Origin of the sequence: Streptomyces sp. NBC_00878 (assembly GCF_026341515.1) — a bacterium.
In the GTDB taxonomy this organism is placed as follows: domain Bacteria; phylum Actinomycetota; class Actinomycetes; order Streptomycetales; family Streptomycetaceae; genus Streptomyces.
Window position 1 is genome coordinate 4,174,255 of the sequence record NZ_JAPEOK010000001.1, and the last position, 19,189, is coordinate 4,193,443.

Here is a 19,189-nt window from a genome sequence, read left to right on the forward strand (position 1 = left end):
CGCAGTTCACTGCAATGCTGGTAATGCCGGGAATGCTGGTGGTGCCGGGTGAATTACTTCTCGACGATCGCGAGCACGTCGCGAGCCGAGAGGACGAGGTACTCCTCGCCGTTGTACTTCACCTCGGTGCCGCCGTACTTGCTGTACAGCACGATGTCGCCGGTCTTGACGTCGAGCGGAAGACGCTCGCCGTTCTCGAAGCGGCCCGGGCCAACGGCCAGGACGACGCCCTCCTGGGGCTTCTCCTTGGCGGTGTCCGGGATGACCAGGCCAGAGGCCGTGGTCTGCTCGGCGTCGAGCGGCTGGACCACAATGCGGTCCTCAAGCGGCTTGATGGCAACCTTGGAGCTGGTGGTCGTCACGATCCGACCTCCCCCTTCGGAGATCTCACGGGGTTAACTGTCTGAGGTGGCGACCAGGTGGATCCGTCGTCGCGGGTGCCGGACCTGCCCGTCGCTATTGGCACTCTCCTGCGGTGAGTGCCAGAGCCGAGACTATGACTGCGATTAGCACTCGGTCAAGCGGAGTGCCAATTGCCACCGGCGGTCAGGGGGATGTTCGGCGCCCGGAACCGGGGTGGGCCCTGCTGGGGGCCGCACCCCCAGACCCCCCTTCATCGGCCTGAACGGCCTCGTCCTCAAACTCCCCCACTCTCGGCTGCGCTCGGGCGGGGGACCCCCACGACGGGCTGGGTGGCCTACAGGTAGTCCTCCAGGCGGGCCACAGCGAAACCCTCCCTCTGGACGCGGTTCAGCACGGCAGCCGTCGCGCCGGTGAGGCTCGTGCCGGCCCGCCCCTCGGGGCAGTGGAGGATGTCGCCCGGGCTGAGGCGGCCGGTGTCGCGCCACAGGACGACGGCGGCCAGGCCGCAGTCGGCGGCCGCGCGTACGGTGTCGGCGTTGTACTCGCCGTAGGGCGGGCGGAAGAGACGCGGGCGGATGCCGAAGCGCTGCTTGAGTTTCTCCTGCTGGCCGCAGATCTCGGCGCGCTGTCCGGCGTACGGAAGGCCCGGCAGGTATGGGTGGTCGAGGGTGTGGTTCTGTACGGTCGCGCCGACCGCGCGGAGCCGGCCGAAGTGGGCGTATCCCGGCCCGACGACACTGTCCGTGAGGAACATCGTGACCGGCAGCCGCAGTTCACGGACCATGTCGACGAACCCCGGGTCCTTCTCGGCGCCGTCGTCGAAGGTCAGGAAGACGACCCGATCGCGGGTGGGGACTCGGTCCACGACGGGCGGCAGGCCCGGTCCCGCGGTGCGGGCGGTGGGCCGCCGGGCGGGCGGTTTCGGCGCCGGGGCGAGTGGTGCGGTCAGGCCCCAGCGGCGGTACGCGTCCTCGGTGGGCCCGTGCGTACGCACCTTCTGCGCGGCCTTCTTGCCCAGCCGCTCGATGGGGTCCACGGACTGGGCGCAGCCGGCCAAGCAGACCAGCCCCGCGAGCAGTGCGGCGGCGGCCGGCAGCTTCCTCACAGGTGGTCCTCAAAACGTGCCACCGCGTGCCCCTTGTCCGTGACCGGCTTCAGCTTCACGCGGGGTTCGGTGGCGTAGGCATCCATGGCTTGCGCCGGGTGGGCCTTGAGGAGTTGTCGGCCTGCGGCCGGCTTGGCGGTGGTGCCGTCGGACCCTGGTTCCGAGCAGCCAGTGGCCAGTGCGGTGTCCGTCGGCAGGACGAAAGCGGTGCGGGCTGCGGCTGCACGGGGTGGCCTGATTGCGACCTGCGGGTCAGTGGGGGCTTGTCGCGCAGTTTCCCGCGCCCCTGAGGGGGTGCCCCCTGAGCCACCATTTGCCCCACTGCTGTCATTTTGTCGTACAAGTCGCATGAACCCGGATCCTCACAGGCCACACCCCTCACAAGCCCTCGACACATCCGGCGAACGCGTGCCGTCCTCCGACTGGCCCACAATGGGCCGGTGAACGACCTCGATCCTCCCGCCCGCCACCCGACCACCGCCCCTCATCGACGGGCTGCGCCCGACACCTCTTTGTCGTCATTCGCCGCCCTGCTCACCGGCCAAGGCCGTGCCCTGCTCGACGAGGTGCGGGACACCGAACCCGCTCAGGAACTGACCGTCGCCACCCGGCTGCGGCGTGAGCATCCCGTCGGGCTCGTGTCGGCGGCGCTCGGGCAGGCGCGGTTGCGGCAGCGGGCCGTGGTGAAGTTCGGCGCCGAGGACGCGGGGCGGATGTACTTCACGCCGAACGGCGTGGAGCAGGCGACCCGGGCGAGCGTCGCCGCGTACCGGGCCCGGCGGTTCCAGGAGCTCGGGGTGCGGTCCGTGGCCGACCTGTGCTGCGGCATCGGCGGTGACGCGATCGCGCTCGCGCGCGCGGGGATCCGGGTCCTGGCCGTCGACCGGGACCCGCTGACGGCGGCCGTGGCGCGGGCGAACGCCGACGCGCTCGGGCTCGGCGAGCTGATCGAGGTGCGCGAGGCGGATGTCACGGAGGTCGGGACGGCCGCGTACGACGCCGTGTTCGTGGATCCGGCGCGGCGGGGCGGGCGCGGGCGTGTCTTCGATCCCGAGGCCTATTCACCGCCGCTGTCGTGGGCCGTGCGAACCGCCCTCGAAGCGCCTCTCGCCGCGCTGAAGATCGCGCCCGGGATTCCGCACGAGACCGTTCCCGCCGAGGCCGGGGCCGAGTGGATCTCGGACTCCGGGGACGTGAAGGAGGCCGTGCTGTGGTTCGGCACGGGCGGGGCGGGGTCCGTACGCGCGACCCTGCTGCCCGGGCCGCGGACGCTCGTCGGCCGGGGGCTGCCCGACCCCCAAGTGCGGCCCCTGGGACGGTACTTGTACGAGCCCGACGGGGCCGTCATCCGGGCGCATCTGGTCGCGGAGGTCGCCGAGGAGCTGGACGGCGGCGGGCTCATCGACGAGACCATCGCCTACATCACCGCGGACTCGCTCGACCCCACGCCGTACGCCACCGCGTACGAGATCACCGACCAACTTCCCTTCAGCGTGAAGAAGTTGAAGGCGCTGCTGCGGGAGCGGGGGGTCGGCGTCCTCACTGTCAAGAAACGTGGCTCGGCCGTCGAGCCGGAGGAGCTGCGGCGCAAGGTGAAGCCGCAGGGGCCGAACTCGGCGACGGTGTTCCTGACCCGGGTGCAGGGCGCCCCGACCATGCTGCTGGGGCACCCCGCACGGGCGTAACCGCCGGGCCTAGGGGGCTTCTGATGGATCTCCGTGGGGAAGGAGCGGCGTTCGGTGCGTTCTCTCGGCGTGCCGGGCACAGACCCGCGTACTGGACGTACTTGGGTCTGTGCCCGGTGCGGCGAGAGGACGTGCCGGGCGTCGCGACGCCGCGGAGATCCATCAGAAGCCCCCTAGCCGTCCAGTTGCTCCAGGGTCGCGTTCGACGGGCCCCTGCGGGACTGTTCCTCGCGGGAGACGTCCTCCGCGGCGCCCAGGACCCGGACCGCGTTCTGCCAGGTCAGCTTGGCGAGGTCGGTGGTCGACCAGCCGCGGTCCAGGAGTTCCGCGATGAGGTTCGGGTAGCCGGAGACGTCGTCGAGGCCGTCGGGGGTGAAGGCCGTGCCGTCGTAGTCGCCGCCGATGCCGATGTGGTCGACGCCCGCCACCTCGCGCATGTGGTCGAGGTGGTCGGCGACCGTCGAAACGGTCGCGACGGGGCGGGGGTTGGACTCCTCGAAGGCGCGGTGGACCTTCATCGCCTCGGGGGTCGTGTCGAGGTGGAAGAAGCCGCGCTCGCGCATGTTCTCGTCGGCGGCGGCCGTCCAGTCGACGGCGGCCTGGAGGACGAACTTCGGCACGAACGTCACCATCGCCACACCGCCGTTGGCGGGCAGGCGCTCCAGCACGTCGTCCGGGATGTTGCGTGGGTGGTCGCAGATCGCGCGCGAGGAGGAGTGGGAGAAGATCACCGGCGCGACGGACGTGTCCAGCGCGTCCCGCATCGTCGTGGCGGCCACGTGGGAGAGGTCCACGAGCATGCCCAGGCGGTTCATCTCCCGTACGACCTCGTGGCCGAAGGGCGACAGGCCGCCGACGGACGGCTTGTCCGTCGCCGAGTCCGCCCACGCGATGTTGTCGTTGTGGGTGAGGGTCATGTAGCGGACCCCCAGCTCGTACAACCCGCGCAGGGTGGCAAGGGAGTTGTCGATCGAGTGGCCGCCCTCGGCACCCATCAGCGACGCGATACGGCCCTCGCCGCGGGCCACCTCCATGTCGGCCGCCGTCAGCGCGGCCCGCAGGTCCGCGGGGTAGCGCGCGATCAACTGCCGTACGCAGTCGATCTGTTCGAGCGTCGCCGTCACCGCGCCGGGCAGATCCGAGCGCACGTACACCGACCAGAACTGCGCACCGACACCGCCCGCGCGCAGCCGGGCCAGGTCCGTGTGCAGATGGGCACTCTGGTCGGCGGCGATGTCACGGGCGTCGATGTCGTAGCGGACCTGCTGGCGCAGCGCCCAGGGGAGGTCGTTGTGGCCGTCGACGACGGGGTGGTCGGCGAGCAGGGCGCGGGCGCGGTCCAGGGAGTCCGCAGAAGGCACGGCGGTCACTGCCCGAAACCGAAGCCGTTGCCCGCGCCGGACTCGACCTTGGCGCGCAGGCGCTTGCCCTTCTCCGTGGCCTGGTCGTTGAGTTCCTGCTGGAACTCGCGCATTCGGGCGAGGAGTTCGGCGTCCTGGGTGGCGAGGATGCGGGCGGCCAGCAGGCCCGCGTTGCGCGCGCCGCCGACCGAGACCGTGGCGACCGGGACACCGGCCGGCATCTGGACGATGGAGAGCAGCGAGTCCATGCCGTCGAGGTACTTCAGCGGGACCGGGACGCCGATCACGGGCAGCGGGCTGACCGAGGCGAGCATGCCCGGCAGATGGGCCGCGCCACCCGCGCCCGCGATGATCACCTTGAGACCGCGCTCGGCCGCCTCCTCGCCGTACGCGATCATCTCGCGCGGCATCCGGTGCGCGGAGACCACGTCGACTTCGTAGGCGATCTCGAACTCGTCGAGGGCCTGCGCGGCCGCTTCCATGACGGGCCAGTCGGAGTCCGACCCCATGACGATGCCAACGACTGAACTCATCTCAATCTCCTTGCACACCTCTTCGGCTCTGACCGAGAGGACTGGGTTGATGTCCCGCTCGCGGTGCGGGAGTTGTTCCTGTCTCATTTTCCGTGCAGCAGGATTCACAGACTGCCGGACGCGCTCACATCCGAAACGCTAGCGTGTGAGCCATGGGGACCAAGTGCGTGAAGCGGGCGTTCAAGTACCGCTTCTATCCGACCGAGGAGCAGGCAGCTGAGCTGTCGCGCACCTTCGGCTGCGTGCGAAAGGTCTACAACATGGCGCTTGACGCCCGGTCCCGAGCGTGGACGCTTGAACACCGCCGGGTCTCCTACGTGGAGACCTCGGCGATGCTCACTGAATGGAAGAAGACCGAGGAGCACGGCTTCCTGGGTGAGGTTTCGTCGGTGCCGTTGCAGCAATCGTTGCGACATCTGCAGACGGCTTACACGGCATTCTTCGACAAACGAGCCCGATACCCCCGCTTCAAGTCGAAGAAGAGATCGAAAGACTCCGCCGAGTACACACGATCCGCTTTCCGGTTCTCGAACGAACAGCTCGTCCTGGCGAAAATGAGCGAGCCGTTGGCGATCGCGTGGTCGCGTCCGCTCCCCGAAGAAGCCGAGCCGTCCACGGTCACGGTGTCTCGGGACAGGGCAGGCCGCTGGTTCGTCTCCCTCCTCGTCGAGGCCACCATCGCCCCCGGCCCGGCCACGGACACGGCGGTGGGCCTCGACGCGGGTCTCACCAGCCTGGTCACCCTGTCCACCGGGGAGAAGATCACCAATCCCAAGTTCGAACGGAAGGACCGTGCCCGGCTCGGCAAAGCCCAACAACAACTGTCCCGTAAGGCCCGAGGATCGAAGAACTGGGAGAAGGCGCGGGTCGAAGTGGCGCGCGTCCACGCGCGGATCGCCGACCGGCGTCGGGACTTTCTCCACAAGTTGACCACTCGACTCGTTCGTGAGAACCAAACGATCGTGATCGAGGATCTGACCGTCCGCAGCATGCTCGGCAACCGCACGCTCGCGCGTGCGATATCCGATGCCTCGTGGACGGAGTTGCGCTCCCTGCTGGAGTACAAGTGTGCCTGGTACGGGCGCGAGTTGATCGCGATCGACCGCTTCTTCCCGTCGAGCAAGACCTGCTCTGCGTGCGGCCTGATCCGCGGCGAGCTGTCCTTGAGCGTCCGTCACTGGACGTGCGAGGGCTGCGGCACCCGGCACGACCGGGACCACAACGCCGCGAAGACCATTCTGGCCGCCGGGCTGGCGGTGTCGGCCTGTGGAGCCGGTGTAAGACCCCAACGGAGCTCCTCCGAGCGGGCAGTCGGCGATGAAGCAGGAAGCGTCATGGCGCGAGCCATGGCAGGCCCCTCCCGCAAGGAGAAGGGCCGAGGTCAATCGGTGATCGTGCCTCTCAGGTAGGCGGCTGCGTGGCGGGCTCGGTCCAGGACGTCGTCCAGATCGTCGCCGTAGGTGTTGACGTGGCCCACCTTGCGGCCGGGCTTCACGTCCTTGCCGTACATGTGGATCTTGAGTTTCGGGTCGCGGGCCATGCAGTGGAGGTACGCGGAGTACATATCGGGGTAGTCGCCCCCCAGGACGTTCACCATGACCGTCCACTTCGCGCGCGGGCGCGGGTCGCCGAGGGGCAGGTCCAGGACCGCGCGGACGTGGTTGGCGAACTGGGAGGTGATCGCGCCGTCCTGGGTCCAGTGGCCGGAGTTGTGCGGACGCATGGCCAGTTCGTTGACGAGGATGCGCCCGTCTCGGGTCTCGAAGAGCTCCACCGCGAGGTGGCCGACGACGCCGAGTTCCTTCGCGATGCGCAGGGCCAGTTCCTCGGCCCGCAGCGCGAGCGCGTCGGAGATGCCGGGCGCGGGCGCGATGACCGTGTCGCAGACGCCGCCGACCTGCTGGGACTCGACGACGGGGTACGCCACGGCCTGGCCGTGCGGCGACCGCACGACGTTGGCGGCCAGCTCGCGTACGAAGTCGACCTTCTCCTCGGCGAGGACCGGGACCCCGGCGCGGAAGGGGTCCTCGGCGTCCGCCGCGGACCGTACGACCCACACGCCCTTGCCGTCGTAGCCGCCGCGGACGGTCTTGAGGACGACCGGGAAGCCGTCCCCCTCGGCCCCCTCGGGGAGCCCTTCCGCCGCGAAGGCCACCACGTCCTGCGGATCGCTCACGATCCGGTGCCGCGGGCACGGCACGCCGATCGCGTCGAGCTTCGCGCGCATCACGCCCTTGTCCTGGGCGTGCACGAGCGCGTCGGGCCCGGGGCGCACGGGAATGCCGTCCGCCTCCAGGGCACGCAGATGCTCGGTGGGTACGTGTTCGTGATCGAAGGTGATCACGTCGCAGCCCCGCGCGAAGGCCCGCAGCGTGTCGAGGTCGCGGTAGTCGCCGATGACGACATCGCTGACCACCTGCGCCGCGGAATCCAGGGGGGTGTCACTGAGGAGCTTGAATCTGATGCCGAGCGGGATGCCCGCCTCGTGTGTCATACGAGCGAGCTGCCCCCCGCCGACCATGCCGACTACCGGGAACGTCACGCCCCCAGGGTATCGGCCCTACCGGGTCACTCCTGTTGCGCGCATGATCATCGGAAGTTACGCATGTTCATCACATCCCGGCCACATATTCGAGTCCCAGCCAGGCACCGGAGGGAACCGCTGGTTAGCATGGCGGAGTCGACGAAGGTTGACGAAAATGACGTATCCGACGAGACGGGGGCTGAGCGACACCATGGGCAAAGGTGGTAAACGCAGGGCTCACGCCAGGCCGGCGAGCGCTGTCCGCATGCGCATCGACCGGCTGACCAGGGAAATCGCCAAGTTCGGCGCGGTCGGCGGGGCCGGTCTGCTGATCAACCTGATCGCCTTCAACCTGGTGCGCAGTACCACGGATCTGCAGGTCGTACGGGCCAGCGTGATCGCCACGGTCGTCGCAATCGTCTCGAACTACATCGGTTTCCGGTACTTCACCTACCGCGATCGGGACAAGAGTGGCCGTACCAAGGAACTGACGCTGTTCATGCTGTTCAGCGCGATCGGCCTAGTCATCGAGAACGGTTTTCTCTACGCCGCCACGTACGGTCTCGGGCTCGACAGCCCCCTCGCGAGCAACGTCTTCAAGTTCGTCGGCATCGGTATCGCGACACTTTTCCGCTTCTGGTCCTACCGGACCTGGGTGTTCCGCGCGGCTCCGGCCCGTGAGGCCGTGGCCAGCGCCGAATCGTTCCTGGAACACCCTGAGGCCTACCTCCCGCAGAACCGCGAGGCGTACCTGGAGGGCGAGGACCGCCCGACCCGCGAGTTCCGCCAGGTGCAGCGCGTGCGCTGAATGTCCTCTGTCCCGCGTGCGCTGATGTCCCCTTCGTCGCGCGTGCGCTGATCTCTTTGCCGCGCGTGCGCTGATGCCCTTCGCCGCGCGTGCGCTGATGTCCTTCGTTCGCGCGTGCGCCGATGTCCTTCGTTCGCGCGTGCGCCGATGTCCTTGTCGGGGGCGCTCCGGCGCACCCCTCAAGGGCGCGGGGAACTGCGTGCCCAGCCCCAGCAGCCCTGCGGCGGCTCCCCACAGCGTCCCCGAGCCGCGAGGAGCCGACGACGCGCTAGCGAACCGTCGGCTCGTCCCCGGTCTCCGGCCGCTTGAGCGGCGTGCGCGACAGGAACAGGCCGAACACCGGCGGCTGCGTCTGGAGCATCTCCAGACGCCCCCCGTCGGCCTCCGCGAGGTCACGCGCCACCGCGAGGCCGATCCCCGTGGAGTTGCGGCCGCTGATGGCCCGCTCGAAGATCCGGGCGCCCAGGTCGGCCGGGACACCGGGCCCCTCGTCGGTGACCTCGATCACCGCCTGGTTGCCGGTGACGCGCGTGCGCAGCGCGACCGTGCCACCGCCGTGCATCAGGGAGTTCTCGATCAGCGCGGCGAGGACCTGGGCCACGGCTCCGGGCGTCCCGACGGCCTGGAGATGGTGCTTGCCCGAGCTGACGATCGCGCGGCCCGCGTTGCGGTAGGCCGGGCGCCACTCCGCGAGCTGCTGCTTGATGACCTCGTCGAGGTCGAAGGTGACGGCGGAGCCGGTCCGCGGGTCCCGGGAGTTCGTCAGGAGCCGTTCGACCACGTCCGTCAGGCGCTCGACCTGGCCCAGCGCGATGGTCGCCTCCTCCTTCACGGTGTCCGGGTCGTCGGTGAGCGTGATCTCCTCCAGCCGCATGGACAGCGCGGTCAGCGGCGTACGCAGCTGGTGCGAGGCGTCGGCCGCCAGACGGCGCTCGGCGGTCAGCATCCGGGCGATGCGCTCGGCCGAGCCGTCCAGGACATCCGCGACCCGGTCCAGCTCCGGAACGCCGTAGCGCTTGTGGCGGGGCCGCGGGTCCCCGGAGCCGAGCCGCTCCGCGGTCTCCGCGAGGTCGGTCAGCGGAGAGGTGAGCCGGTTGGCCTGGCGTACCGCGAGGAGCACCGCGGCGATCACCGCGAGCAGGGCGACGGCCGCGATGATCAGGAGCGTACGGCCGACCTCCCGGGTGACCGCGGAGCCGGCCTCCTCGACCGTGACCGTCTCGCGCTGGTCGCCCTCGCGGGTGGACGTGATGACGTCGCCGGTGGGCTTGTCGCCGATGGTGATGTCGGCGCGGCCCGGGATCTGGATGCGCGCGAACCGGTCGCCCGTGACCTGGTCCTTGAGGACACCGGCGCTGATCAGCTCGTCACCGAGGATGCGGCTGTCGACGATGCTCACCAGCCGCACCGCCTCGGAGTCCACGCGCTCCTGGGCGCTGTTGCTGATCGTGCGGGTCTCGACGATGACGAGCGAGACCCCGAACACGGCGATGACGACCAGCACGACGGCCAGAGTGGAATTGATGAGACGGCGACGCACGGGCCCCTCCGGGCAACTGATCAATAAAGGCTAGGGCCGTGCCCCCTCAGGGGCGCGGGGCCGTAACACTCTGCGACTCCGTCGCGTGGGCGCGACCAGCCACACACAGCCCGCGGCCGCGCACTCACTGACGCCGCAACGGCGATGAAGCGCAGCCCGGCGCCAACGAGCTAACTCTTCTCGAAGCGGAACCCGACGCCTCGTACCGTCGCGATGTACCGCGGATTCGCCGCGTCATCGCCCAGCTTCTTCCGCAACCACGAGATGTGCATGTCCAGCGTCTTCGTGGACGACCACCACGTGGTGTCCCACACCTCACGCATGAGCTGGTCACGCGTGACGACCCGCCCGGCATCCCGGACGAGCACCCGCAGCAGGTCGAACTCCTTGGCGGTGAGCTGGAGCTCCTCGTCGCCCATCCACGCCCGGTGCGACTCGACGTCGATGCGCACCCCGTGCGTGGCGGGCGGCTGCTGGGGCTCGGCCGCGCCGCGCCGCAGCAGGGCCCGGACGCGGGCCAGCAGCTCGGCGAGGCGGAACGGCTTGGTGACGTAGTCGTCGGCGCCCGCGTCCAGGCCGACGACCGTGTCCACCTCGTCGGCGCGCGCGGTCAGGATGAGAATCGGCACGGTGTGCCCCTCGGCGCGCAGCCGTCGGGCCACCTCCAGGCCGTCCATGCCGGGCAGCCCGAGGTCGAGCACTACCAGATCGATGCCGCCCTGGATGCCGGCGTCGAGCGCGGTGGGGCCGTCCTCGCGTACCTCAACCTCGTACCCCTCCCGGCGCAGGGCGCGGGCCAGGGGCTCCGAGATGGACGCGTCGTCCTCGGCGAGCAGTACTCGGGTCATGAACTGATGGTAGTCCGCTGCGGACCAGCGCAGTGAGGGTGATCGACATCCGTGATTCACCCGTCCGGCAGGGGGAATGTGACCCTGCGGGTTAGGGCTGCAAATCTGCGAACGGCCTTCGATTCAGGCGCATAGTTCCATCCATACCTGTGATCCATCTCTCAAGTCAGGTCATATGCGACCTTTGCATGCTGTGTGGCCTTATGGTGTCCAGACGCCTGTAGCACCACGCGGGGGCCTTCGGCGGGAACGTGACGCCGAAGGTCCCTTCTGTGTGCGGGCTGGTGCCTACCAGCTTGAAAGGAATGACCTGTGGCCGGGCCCCGAGCGCGAGGAAGCGTGCGGGGCGTGGATCCCGGTGGTCGCCGTCCGCCGCTTCGATGACCCGGAGCGGACTCCCCGTGGGCGTGGGGAGGGACGGCCTCCCCGCCGGCGCCGGCCGCCTCCCCCACCGGGCGCACGACGCTCCGCAGTCCGTCCCGACCAGCAAGGAACGACCATGGCGTCCAGCCTGACGAAGGACTCGGTCTCCCCGGGCACCCCCGGCTCCGAGAAGACCTTCTTCGGCCACCCCCGCGGACTGGCCACTCTCTTCATGACCGAGATGTGGGAGCGGTTTTCCTACTACGGCATGCGGGCACTGCTCCCGCTGTACCTGGTCGCCCCCGGCGGCCTGCACCTGAGCGCGACCACCGCGACCGCGATCTACTCGGTGTACCTGTCCCTCGTGTACCTGCTCGCCCTGCCCGGCGGCTGGTTCGCGGACCGCGTGCTCGGCCCCCGCAGAACGGTCGCCGTCGCGGGCCTGGTCATCATGCTCGGCCACCTCACGCTGGCCCTCCCCTCCTCGGGCACCTTCTACGCGGGCCTCGGCCTCGTCGCGATCGGCTCGGGTCTGCTGAAGGCCAACATCTCGACGATGGTCGGCCACCTCTACGACGGCCCGGACGACCCGCGCCGCGACGGCGGCTTCACCGTCTTCTACATCGGCATCAACCTCGGCGCCTTCGCCGCGCCACTGGTCATCGGCACCATCGGCGAGAACGTCAACTGGCACCTGGGCTTCGCGCTCGCCGCGCTGGGCATGGCGCTGGGTCTGGTCCAGTTCCTGATGGGCCGCCGACACCTCGACGCGCGTTCGGACGTCGTCCCGACGCCGCTGTCCGCCGAGGAGAAGGCCTCGACGCTGCGCAAGGGCCTGCTGTGGCTGGCCGTTGCCGCGTTCTTCTACGGCATCGTCGGCTTCTCCGGCCACTACACGCTGAACTGGATCCTGGTTCCGCTCACGCTCATCGGCCTGATCGTCCCGGTCTGGGTCATCGCCCGCATCAAGCGGGACAAGTCCCTCGACCGCGTCGAGCAGTCGAGGATGTCCGCGTACATCTGGTTCTTCATCGCCGCGGCCGTCTTCTGGATGATCTACGACCAGGGCGGCTCCACACTGTCGATCTTCGCCGGGTCGTCGGCCGAGAACAGCGTGTTCGGCTGGGAGTTCCCGGTCTCCTGGTACCAGTCGGTCAACCCGGTCATGATCATGGCCCTCGCCCCGGTCTTCGCCTGGGCGTGGCCGGCGCTGAACCGGGCGGGCAAGGAGCCGAGCACGATCGTGAAGTTCGCGTCGGGTCTGCTCCTGGTCGGTGCGTCGTTCTTCCTCTTCCTGGCTCCCCTGTCGATCGCCGAGGGCGGTCACAAGGCCGCCGCGATGTGGCTGGTCGCCATCTACTTCGTCCAGACCGTCGGCGAACTGATGGTCTCCCCGGTCGGCCTCTCCGTCACCACGAAGATGGCCCCCGCGAAGTATGCCTCCCAGATGATGGGCGTCTGGTTCCTGGCCGTAACCGCCGGCGACGCCACAACGGGCCTGCTCGCCATCGCGGGCGTAGAACTCAACGGCATGGGCGTCGTAGCCCTGGAAGCCACCCTCGCCGCGATCGCGGGCGTGGCGGTGTACATGTACCGCAGCAAGGTCAAGTCCTTGATGGGCGACGTCCACTGACGATGCCCTTGAACGGCCGGAGGCCACCGCACCCGTGGGTGCGGTGGCCTCCGGCCGTTCTTTCAGGGGCGCGGGGCTGTATCGACTTGCGGCTCCGCCGCGTGGGCGCGACCAGCCACAACGGGCCCGCAGCATCCGAACGGCGACGCTCCCCTACGGCGCTCGCCGCGAAGCCTGCCGCCTGGGCATGAACGTGAACACGGCCCCGCCCAGCAGAATCGCGGTCCCGGCGACAAGCCCGAGCGCCCGCAGCGCCCCACTGTCATCGGCCCCCGTCTCGGCAAGCCCTCCGCCGGAGTCACCGGACCCACCGGCCCCCGACGTCCCAGTTCCTCCGGCGGAGCCACTCCCACCCGCAGCCCCACCCGGCTGAGCCGACGTATCCAACGTCAACGAAACCGCGGACTTCGTCGGCGTACACGTCGTGGTCGTCCCGAGCGCCTTCACCGTCAGCACCCCCGGCGAGAGCGTCGACTCTCCATCGGCACCCGGCTTGTACGTACCCGTCATGTCCGAAATCACCATGGGATCCCCGGACTTGATCGCCTCGGTGTTCGTCGGCCCCTCGACATGGACCGTGCCCGTGTCGGCCCCGCCCAGCGCGACCTCCATCGACGGCTTGATCGAGTCCGCCGGGATGTCGGCGGGGCTGTCCATCACGGACCCCTTGAACTGGACGGTGAGGTCGTAACTCCCGCCGTCCTTCTTGGCGTTGATCTGCACGGGAGAGGTCGCGTTCTTGTCCCCGATCGGCGTCTTGCACGCGTAGGGGATCTCGACTTCCTTGCCCGTGAAGTCGGTCTCACCGCCACCACCGCTGGTACCACCCGTGTCGCTGCCCCCGCTCCCACTCCCGGTCGGGCTCGGCGTACCACCCGTGGGCGTCGGGGTCGGCGTCGGCGTCGGACTCGTACTGCCGGTGGGATCGGGCGACCCGGGCGGCGGAGTCCCCTCCCCCGCCGTGACGTTGATCGTCGCCGCGGGCTTCACCGCCTCCGTCGGCGCGCACTTCGTGTCCGTCGAGAAGACGTTGATGGCGTACGCGTCCGGCGTCAGCGTCACCGCGCCCGCCGTGGTCAGTTTCAGTTTGCCCTTCATCGTGGACAGGACCATCGCCCCGCCCTTGGGAATCGCCGGGTTCTCGCGCGGCCCCTGCATCGCGACGGACGCGGCCTGCGCGCCGGCGGCCTTGAGGGTGCCGGACGGCTGGACGGAGTTCGCAGGCAGGTCGATGAGGTCGGGGTTCTTCGACGCGGCCTGCGTGAACTTCCACACCACCTCGACCTCGTCACCGACCTTGGCCGTGGCGGGCGCGGTGACCTCCACCTTGGTGGTGCCCTTGACCGGTGGCAGCCCGGAGACCGGAGGCGGTACACACTCGGTCGCGTACGACACCTCGGCGGCCTGGGCAGGCGCCGCGGCCACGCCCAGCAGGACTCCCGCACCGCCGAGCATCATCGCGACCCCGGCCGCGCCCGCTCTCCGGCTTGCTCTGGGCCGTGTCGGCCCGATCCGGACTCTCCGTTGCGTGCTCACGTGTTTCCCTTCCTGGTGGGGGTCGTCGGACTGTTCTCGTGCGGTGCGGAGAGCGGATCTGCCTCGGCAGCCCCCGGATCGGTGTCGGGGGTGAACCAGGGCAGAGTCGGTTTCGTACGGGAACCCGTACGAGAGTCCGTACGCGCGCCGGTGCCAGTGCCGGTGCCAGTGCCGGTGCCGGTGCCGGTGCCAGTGCCAGTGCCGGTGCCGGTGTCCGCGTCGGACTCCGCGGAGCCCGACGTCAGGCTCAACTTCGGCATCCGCAAGGTGACTTCGGGCAGCCGCAGCCCTCCGCGCCGCACACCGTGCGCGCCACGCCCGGGACGCCCCGGTCGCCCTCCCCGGCCATCGCCGAAGCGCCCGCCACGTCCGCCGCCGCGTCCCGCGGAGGCGCGCGGTCGCATCCGGTCGACCACGGCCATCCCGATCCTGAACACCGCGGCCGGTACGACGACGCAGACCAGGATCCAGAAGAGCGTCACGCCCCAGGGGCGCCCCACGCCCCACGGCTGCTCGGCGAGCACCTTGCCGCCGAACTTCAGCGAGACCGTGTAGTCGCCGCGCGCGCCGGCGGTCAGCTCGACCGGCAGGGTGATCCGCTCCTTCTCGCCGGGCCCGATGGTGCCGCGCCACTGCTGTTCCTCCCACTGCGGGGCGAACACGCCGTGGGAGGTGCCGACTTGGAAGACGGGGTTCTTGACGGCGGTGGTGCCCACGTTGCCGACGGTGAAGACGAGCTTGCGGGACGGCGGCGCACCGAACCAGGTGAGCAGTCCGCTCGACCCGTCGAGCCGGGTGTCGGTGAGCACGGACAGCCGTCCGCCGCTCGCCTCCTTGGGCAACGGTTCGACCTCGTGTCCGGCGACCAGGAACGGGGCGTCCGCCTCCGCCTTCTCCCCCGTGACGGTCGCGACGTGCACCACGCAGGGGCACGGCTTGGGCGGCTCGGCGACCGGCAGCTTCTTGCTGAACGCGCCCTCCGCGTCGGTGGTGACGGCCCGACCGTCCGCGTTGGCACAGGAGTTGGTCCCGCCGATGACTCCTCGGTCGGTCGAGGACTGCCCGCAGATCAGCATCATCAGCAGCGCGTTCGGCCGCCACCCCGTACCGCTCACGGTGATCGAACCACCCGTCCCCGCCTGGGACTTGGACAGCTTGACCACCGGCTTCCCCGCCGCCCCGGCGGTCGCCCCGGCCAGCGGAAACAGAGCGAGCGCGAGCATCACGACCACCGCCGAAACCCGTACCCCTTTTATCCTTTTCGCCTCCGGGGCGCCCCAGTCGGTGTCGAGAGGCCGACCATGCTCACCCCTTCGAGCCTCCGCGTGCTCGGCCTCTCGACACCGACGCGCCCCTTCGGCTGTGCCGCTCACGCCAGCGCTCACGTCACCGCTCCCGTCAACTCGACTTCCGTACGCGGCTGTTCGACGCCCGACGTCTTGCCCGTCTCCCGCGTCGTCCGCGACCGCCTACGACGTCGTACGAACCTGAGGCCGCCGGCCGCACACACCACGAGCCCCGCCGCCGCGCCCACCACCGCTCCCCACGGCACGAACCACGCGGAAGCGCCCGCCTCGGCGTGAGCCCCGCCCGCCGCCGTGACCGTGAGCCCTACGTCGACGGAGTCGAACTCGGGCGGGTCGGGCCAGGGTTCGGCGAGCGTGACGCGGCGGCCGGGGAGCAGTTCGACGGGCAGGGTGCGCGGGGCCCGGTCGAGCACCTCGCCGAAGAGCCCCTCGGCGCGTACGGCGAGTTTCGGGGTCAGCACGGTGGTGCCGCGGTTGACCAGTTCGTACGAGATACGCCCGCCGGTGACCCGCACGTGCTCGACCGTGAGCGCGGAGAGGGCCGGGCCCGCGACCCGCAGATGGACGCGTACGGCCGCGGACCGGCCGGCGGCGCTCGCGACGATCGCGCCGGGGTGGTCGCCTGGTGCGGCGCCCGTCGGGACGCTCACGGTGAACGGCACGTCCGCGCGGGTCCGTGCCGGGATCCGCACCGTCCGCTCGGCGAGAGTGATCCAGGCACCGGTGTCCGTCGCCCTGGCCCGCACCGAGAATCCGCCGCTGCGCGTGTTGTCGGCGTCCGCGCCCCGGAGCCGTACGGTCAGCGGCTGCCCGCCCGGGTTGAGCACCGACACCGTGTCCTGAAGGACCGCGCCGGGCGCGCCCTCCGCGTAGAAGTACGGCCGTGCGTCCGGCCCTCCGGCCGACGGCACGACGGACCAGCCGTCGTCGGCCGTGGCGGTGGGGGCGACGGCCAGAAGTACGACGGCGGCGAGACTAAGGACACGGGCAGCGAGCGGTAGCGGTACGACAGGCAGTACGGCGGACAGTACGAACGGCATCGGCGGCTCCGGATGGTCGTACGGGTCGTACGGGTTGCGCGAGACGTGCGGGGTCGTGCCGGACATGCGAGTCGTGCGGGTCGCGCGGCTCATGGCCAAGGTGCTGCGGGTCGCGCGGCTCATGGCCGGTGTGCTGCGGGTCGCGCGGGTCGTGGCCGAGGTGCTGCGGGTCGCGCGGGTCGTGGCCGAGGTGCTGCGGGTCGCGCGGGTCGTGGCCGAGGTGCTGCGGGTCGCGCGGGTCAGCGAGCGGCCTGGTTCCTCCTGGTCAGCCACAGCACTCCGGCCGCGCCCGCGAGCAGAACCGTTCCGCCGAGCGTGCCGAGGGCGATCGCGGAGTCCTCGGGACCGGTCTGCGGGAGTTCCTCGCCGCCCGCGGGGGCGTCCTGCGAGGAGCCCGAACTCCCCGTCCCGGTCCCGCCGCCGGCCGCCGTGACGTCCAGGGTCAGCGAGGCCTTCGGGTTGTTGGCGGGGGTGCACGTGGTCGTCGTACCGAGGGCCTTGATGGTCAGCACACCTGGCGTGAAGGTGACCTTGCCGGTCGCTTTCGGGGTGTACGTACCCGTCAAGTCGGTGATTTTGATGGGGGTGTTGGCGGGCACGGTCTCCGGGTTGGCGGGCCCCTTGACCGACAGGGTGCCGCTCTCGGCGCCGCCCAGTTTGATGACGGCGCTCGGGTTCATCGCACCCTTGCCCAGGTCCACGGGGCTGGACGAGACGCCCTTCTCGAAGGTCATCGTGATCTGGTAGCCGCTGCCGCTCTTGACGCCCTTGATGTCGATGGGGGAGACGGCCGACTTGTCACCGATGGGTGTCTTGCACTGGTAGTTGACGTCCACCACGTCGGCCCGGGCTGCGGGGGCGGCCATCAGCACCGCCGAGCCGGCCAGGGCCGCGGCGGACGCGAGCGCGGCGGTTCGTTTCTGGTACGTCCGGTATGACACGGTCCCCTCGTTCCTGAAGGCTTTCCTGATGGCGTTCCTGACGGAACATCAGATCGGCCGTCAAGGTACGCCCGGGGCCTTGCCGAGGGAAGACAAAGCGCGCGCCGGATCCGTGGGGATCCAGCGCGCATCAAGTGAGGAACGAGGGAGAACCCGAACCGCGGGTAACCCCAAGGGGGCCCAGAGACAAGCGTCCCTAAAGGGGCGCGGGGCAGTGACATGTGCGGCTCCGCCGCGGGGCGCGCCCAGCCACAGCGCACCCGCAGACAGCACACCCAGCCGGCAACGCCAAACCCAGCAGAGCGCCTACGCAGGCGCTCCAAGCTCCGCCCACACCGTCTTACCCGCGACCCCGGTCGTACGAATAACGCCCCAGTCCAGGCACAGCCGCTGCACGATGAACATCCCGTGACCGCCGGGACGCCCGGCCCGGTGCGGCGTGCGCGGGGCCGGCTGGCCCGCACCACGGTCGGAGACCTCGATGCGGAGCACCTTGTTGTCGCAGGCGATCCAGAGCTCGTCCGGGCCCTCGGCATGCAGACAGGCGTTCGTGACCAGTTCGGAGACGACCAGCAGGACATCCTCGGCCGCGGCCCGCTGGTCGGCGCCCGCCGCGGGCAGCCAGCCCCACTCGTACAACGCCTGTCGGGCGAAGTCGCGGGCGAGCGGGACGACCCCGCTCGCGCCGTCGAAGTTCAGCCGACGGGCCCGACGTCCGGCAGGCGTACCACCCGGGGACGTCCCGCCCGGGGAGGCCCCACCCGGGGACGTACCACCCGGAGACATCCCGTCCGGAGACGTCCCGGAAGCGCCGCCGTCACCCGGTTCCGGGCCGCGGTCGCCCGGCGAGTAAGGCCGGGTGGTGCTCATCAGCGCTTCACCTCACCGATTCACCAGTTCACGATTCAAGACTCAGCACTCAGCACATTCGGCACATTCGGAAACTCTGGGACATTCAGCATCCAGGAGTCGTCCGGTGACTGTCACGCGCTCGCCGTTCGGTCTGTTGACATATTCAGGATGTCTCCTGCCCGACCGAACCGTCAGAACACCCACTTATTCGGCACGGATGCTGTGACCCTGGTAACGCGTTGATCACACGGAGACAACCGAGGCATAACTCTGCCCCAGAGGAGCACTTCGGGGCGACTAGTCGCCCCGGTCGGCCTCGGGTTTGCCCGCTGTGGAGCCGCCGGATCCGGACTCACCAAGAGCCGCTTCGAGGGTGTCATGAAGGGTGAAGACGACCTCCGCCCCGGTGATCTCGAAGACCCTGGCCACCACCGGCAGCATCCCGGCCAGATGGACTCCGCCCCCCGCGGCCTCGGCCTTCAGCCGGGCACCGAGCAGCACGTTCAGCCCGGTGGAGTCGCAGAACTCAAGCCGGGTGCAGTCCACGACGAGGCGCGCGAACCCGCGGTCGAGGCAGTCCTCGATCGGTTCGCGCAACAGATCCGCCGTATGGTGATCCAACTCACCGGCCGGGGTGACGACGGCGCTCGCGCCCTCTTCTCGCACCTCGACCAGAAGCCGGCCCGACTGTGCGCTGCCGACCGTCCCGCGGTCCATGCCGTGTCTCTCTTCCGAGCGTCGTGGCTGTTG

General features: G+C 69.9%; 17 protein-coding genes. 4 read left to right on the top strand and 13 right to left on the bottom strand.

The window, feature by feature from the left end; genetic code table 11:
• Positions 1-53: 53 nt before the first annotated feature.
• A complete protein-coding gene (groES, locus tag OHA11_RS17370) occupies positions 54-362 on the bottom strand; it encodes a co-chaperone GroES (RefSeq protein ID WP_017239619.1) in 309 nt (102 codons plus the stop codon).
• A gap of 335 nt (positions 363-697) precedes the next feature.
• Entirely contained in the window at positions 698-1,468 is a 771-nt protein-coding gene (locus OHA11_RS17375; RefSeq protein WP_266497206.1) for a polysaccharide deacetylase family protein, read from the bottom strand.
• Positions 1,469-1,980: 512 nt separating this feature from the next.
• On the opposite strand from OHA11_RS17375, the gene OHA11_RS17380 reads away from it, so the two are divergent.
• Positions 1,981-3,153: a methyltransferase domain-containing protein gene (locus OHA11_RS17380; RefSeq protein WP_266507251.1), complete on the top strand. Its 1,173-nt coding sequence runs from the start codon at positions 1,981-1,983 to the stop codon at positions 3,151-3,153.
• Positions 3,154-3,326: 173 nt separating this feature from the next.
• Here the strand turns inward: OHA11_RS17380 and OHA11_RS17385 are convergent, their stop codons facing one another.
• Both OHA11_RS17385 and purE read right to left on the bottom strand, forming a co-directional pair.
• Positions 3,327-4,514 carry a dipeptidase gene (locus OHA11_RS17385; RefSeq protein ID WP_266497207.1) on the bottom strand — a complete coding sequence of 396 codons (1,188 nt, stop codon included), beginning with the start codon at positions 4,512-4,514 and terminating at the stop codon, positions 3,327-3,329.
• 5 nt (positions 4,515-4,519) lie between these two features.
• On the bottom strand, positions 4,520-5,047 hold the full coding sequence (gene purE / locus OHA11_RS17390; RefSeq protein WP_266497209.1) for a 5-(carboxyamino)imidazole ribonucleotide mutase: 528 nt from the start codon (positions 5,045-5,047) through the stop codon (positions 4,520-4,522).
• Between the two features lie 152 nt (positions 5,048-5,199).
• Here purE and OHA11_RS17395 point away from each other — a divergent pair, with 152 nt between their 5' ends.
• Positions 5,200-6,456, top strand: a complete 1,257-nt coding sequence (locus OHA11_RS17395) for an RNA-guided endonuclease TnpB family protein (RefSeq protein WP_266497211.1) — start codon at positions 5,200-5,202, stop codon at positions 6,454-6,456.
• Here the strand turns inward: OHA11_RS17395 and OHA11_RS17400 are convergent.
• Complete coding sequence (locus OHA11_RS17400) at positions 6,429-7,589, bottom strand: 5-(carboxyamino)imidazole ribonucleotide synthase (RefSeq protein ID WP_266497214.1); 1,161 nt, start codon at positions 7,587-7,589, stop codon at positions 6,429-6,431. The two genes, OHA11_RS17395 and OHA11_RS17400, sit on opposite strands and share 28 nt — an antisense overlap.
• 247 nt (positions 7,590-7,836) lie before the next feature.
• Here OHA11_RS17400 and OHA11_RS17405 point away from each other — a divergent pair, with 247 nt between their 5' ends.
• The gene (locus tag OHA11_RS17405; protein WP_266497215.1) at positions 7,837-8,379 is read left to right on the top strand and encodes a GtrA family protein; all 543 of its coding nucleotides are present in this window, start codon (positions 7,837-7,839) and stop codon (positions 8,377-8,379) included.
• 268 nt (positions 8,380-8,647) lie between these two features.
• Here the strand turns inward: OHA11_RS17405 and OHA11_RS17410 are convergent, their stop codons facing one another.
• Both OHA11_RS17410 and OHA11_RS17415 read right to left on the bottom strand, forming a co-directional pair.
• A complete protein-coding gene (locus OHA11_RS17410; protein ID WP_266497217.1) occupies positions 8,648-9,919 on the bottom strand; it encodes an ATP-binding protein in 1,272 nt (423 codons plus the stop codon).
• Between the two features lie 170 nt (positions 9,920-10,089).
• A complete protein-coding gene (locus OHA11_RS17415; RefSeq protein ID WP_190033180.1) occupies positions 10,090-10,767 on the bottom strand; it encodes a response regulator transcription factor in 678 nt (225 codons plus the stop codon).
• A gap of 499 nt (positions 10,768-11,266) precedes the next feature.
• Here OHA11_RS17415 and OHA11_RS17420 point away from each other — a divergent pair, with 499 nt between their 5' ends.
• Positions 11,267-12,763 (top strand): oligopeptide:H+ symporter, encoded by a 1,497-nt coding sequence (locus OHA11_RS17420; protein WP_266497221.1) that lies wholly within the window; start codon positions 11,267-11,269, stop codon positions 12,761-12,763.
• 153 nt (positions 12,764-12,916) lie between these two features.
• On the opposite strand, the gene OHA11_RS17425 is transcribed toward OHA11_RS17420, so the two are convergent.
• The 6 genes from OHA11_RS17425 to OHA11_RS17450 form a co-directional block, all read right to left on the bottom strand.
• Positions 12,917-14,218: a hypothetical protein gene (locus tag OHA11_RS17425; RefSeq protein WP_266507253.1), complete on the bottom strand. Its 1,302-nt coding sequence runs from the start codon at positions 14,216-14,218 to the stop codon at positions 12,917-12,919.
• Between the two features lie 77 nt (positions 14,219-14,295).
• Positions 14,296-15,522: a neocarzinostatin apoprotein domain-containing protein gene (locus tag OHA11_RS17430; RefSeq protein WP_266497223.1), complete on the bottom strand. Its 1,227-nt coding sequence runs from the start codon at positions 15,520-15,522 to the stop codon at positions 14,296-14,298.
• Positions 15,523-15,680: 158 nt separating this feature from the next.
• Complete coding sequence (locus tag OHA11_RS17435; RefSeq protein ID WP_266507254.1) at positions 15,681-16,646, bottom strand: hypothetical protein; 966 nt, start codon at positions 16,644-16,646, stop codon at positions 15,681-15,683.
• Between the two features lie 239 nt (positions 16,647-16,885).
• Positions 16,886-17,587, bottom strand: coding sequence for an LPXTG cell wall anchor domain-containing protein (locus OHA11_RS17440; protein WP_266497224.1), 702 nt, complete (start codon positions 17,585-17,587; stop codon positions 16,886-16,888).
• A gap of 306 nt (positions 17,588-17,893) precedes the next feature.
• Positions 17,894-18,457, bottom strand: coding sequence for an ATP-binding protein (locus OHA11_RS17445; protein WP_266497225.1), 564 nt, complete (start codon positions 18,455-18,457; stop codon positions 17,894-17,896).
• 279 nt (positions 18,458-18,736) lie between these two features.
• Positions 18,737-19,156 carry an STAS domain-containing protein gene (locus OHA11_RS17450; RefSeq protein ID WP_266497227.1) on the bottom strand — a complete coding sequence of 140 codons (420 nt, stop codon included), beginning with the start codon at positions 19,154-19,156 and terminating at the stop codon, positions 18,737-18,739.
• Between the last annotated feature and the right edge of the window lie 33 nt (positions 19,157-19,189).

Coding starts and splice junctions, on each gene's coding strand:
- purE (WP_266497209.1), bottom strand. CDS start 5,047: ATGAGTTCAGTCGTTGGCATCGTCATGGGGTCGGACTCCGACTGGCCC.
- OHA11_RS17395 (WP_266497211.1), top strand. CDS start 5,200: ATGGGGACCAAGTGCGTGAAGCGGGCGTTCAAGTACCGCTTCTATCCG.
- OHA11_RS17405 (WP_266497215.1), top strand. CDS start 7,837: ATGCGCATCGACCGGCTGACCAGGGAAATCGCCAAGTTCGGCGCGGTC.
- OHA11_RS17415 (WP_190033180.1), bottom strand. CDS start 10,767: ATGACCCGAGTACTGCTCGCCGAGGACGACGCGTCCATCTCGGAGCCC.
- OHA11_RS17420 (WP_266497221.1), top strand. CDS start 11,267: ATGGCGTCCAGCCTGACGAAGGACTCGGTCTCCCCGGGCACCCCCGGC.
- OHA11_RS17425 (WP_266507253.1), bottom strand. CDS start 14,218: ATGCTCGGCGGTGCGGGAGTCCTGCTGGGCGTGGCCGCGGCGCCTGCC.
- OHA11_RS17430 (WP_266497223.1), bottom strand. CDS start 15,522: ATGCTCGCGCTCGCTCTGTTTCCGCTGGCCGGGGCGACCGCCGGGGCG.
- OHA11_RS17435 (WP_266507254.1), bottom strand. CDS start 16,646: ATGCCGTTCGTACTGTCCGCCGTACTGCCTGTCGTACCGCTACCGCTC.
- OHA11_RS17445 (WP_266497225.1), bottom strand. CDS start 18,457: ATGAGCACCACCCGGCCTTACTCGCCGGGCGACCGCGGCCCGGAACCG.
- OHA11_RS17450 (WP_266497227.1), bottom strand. CDS start 19,156: ATGGACCGCGGGACGGTCGGCAGCGCACAGTCGGGCCGGCTTCTGGTC.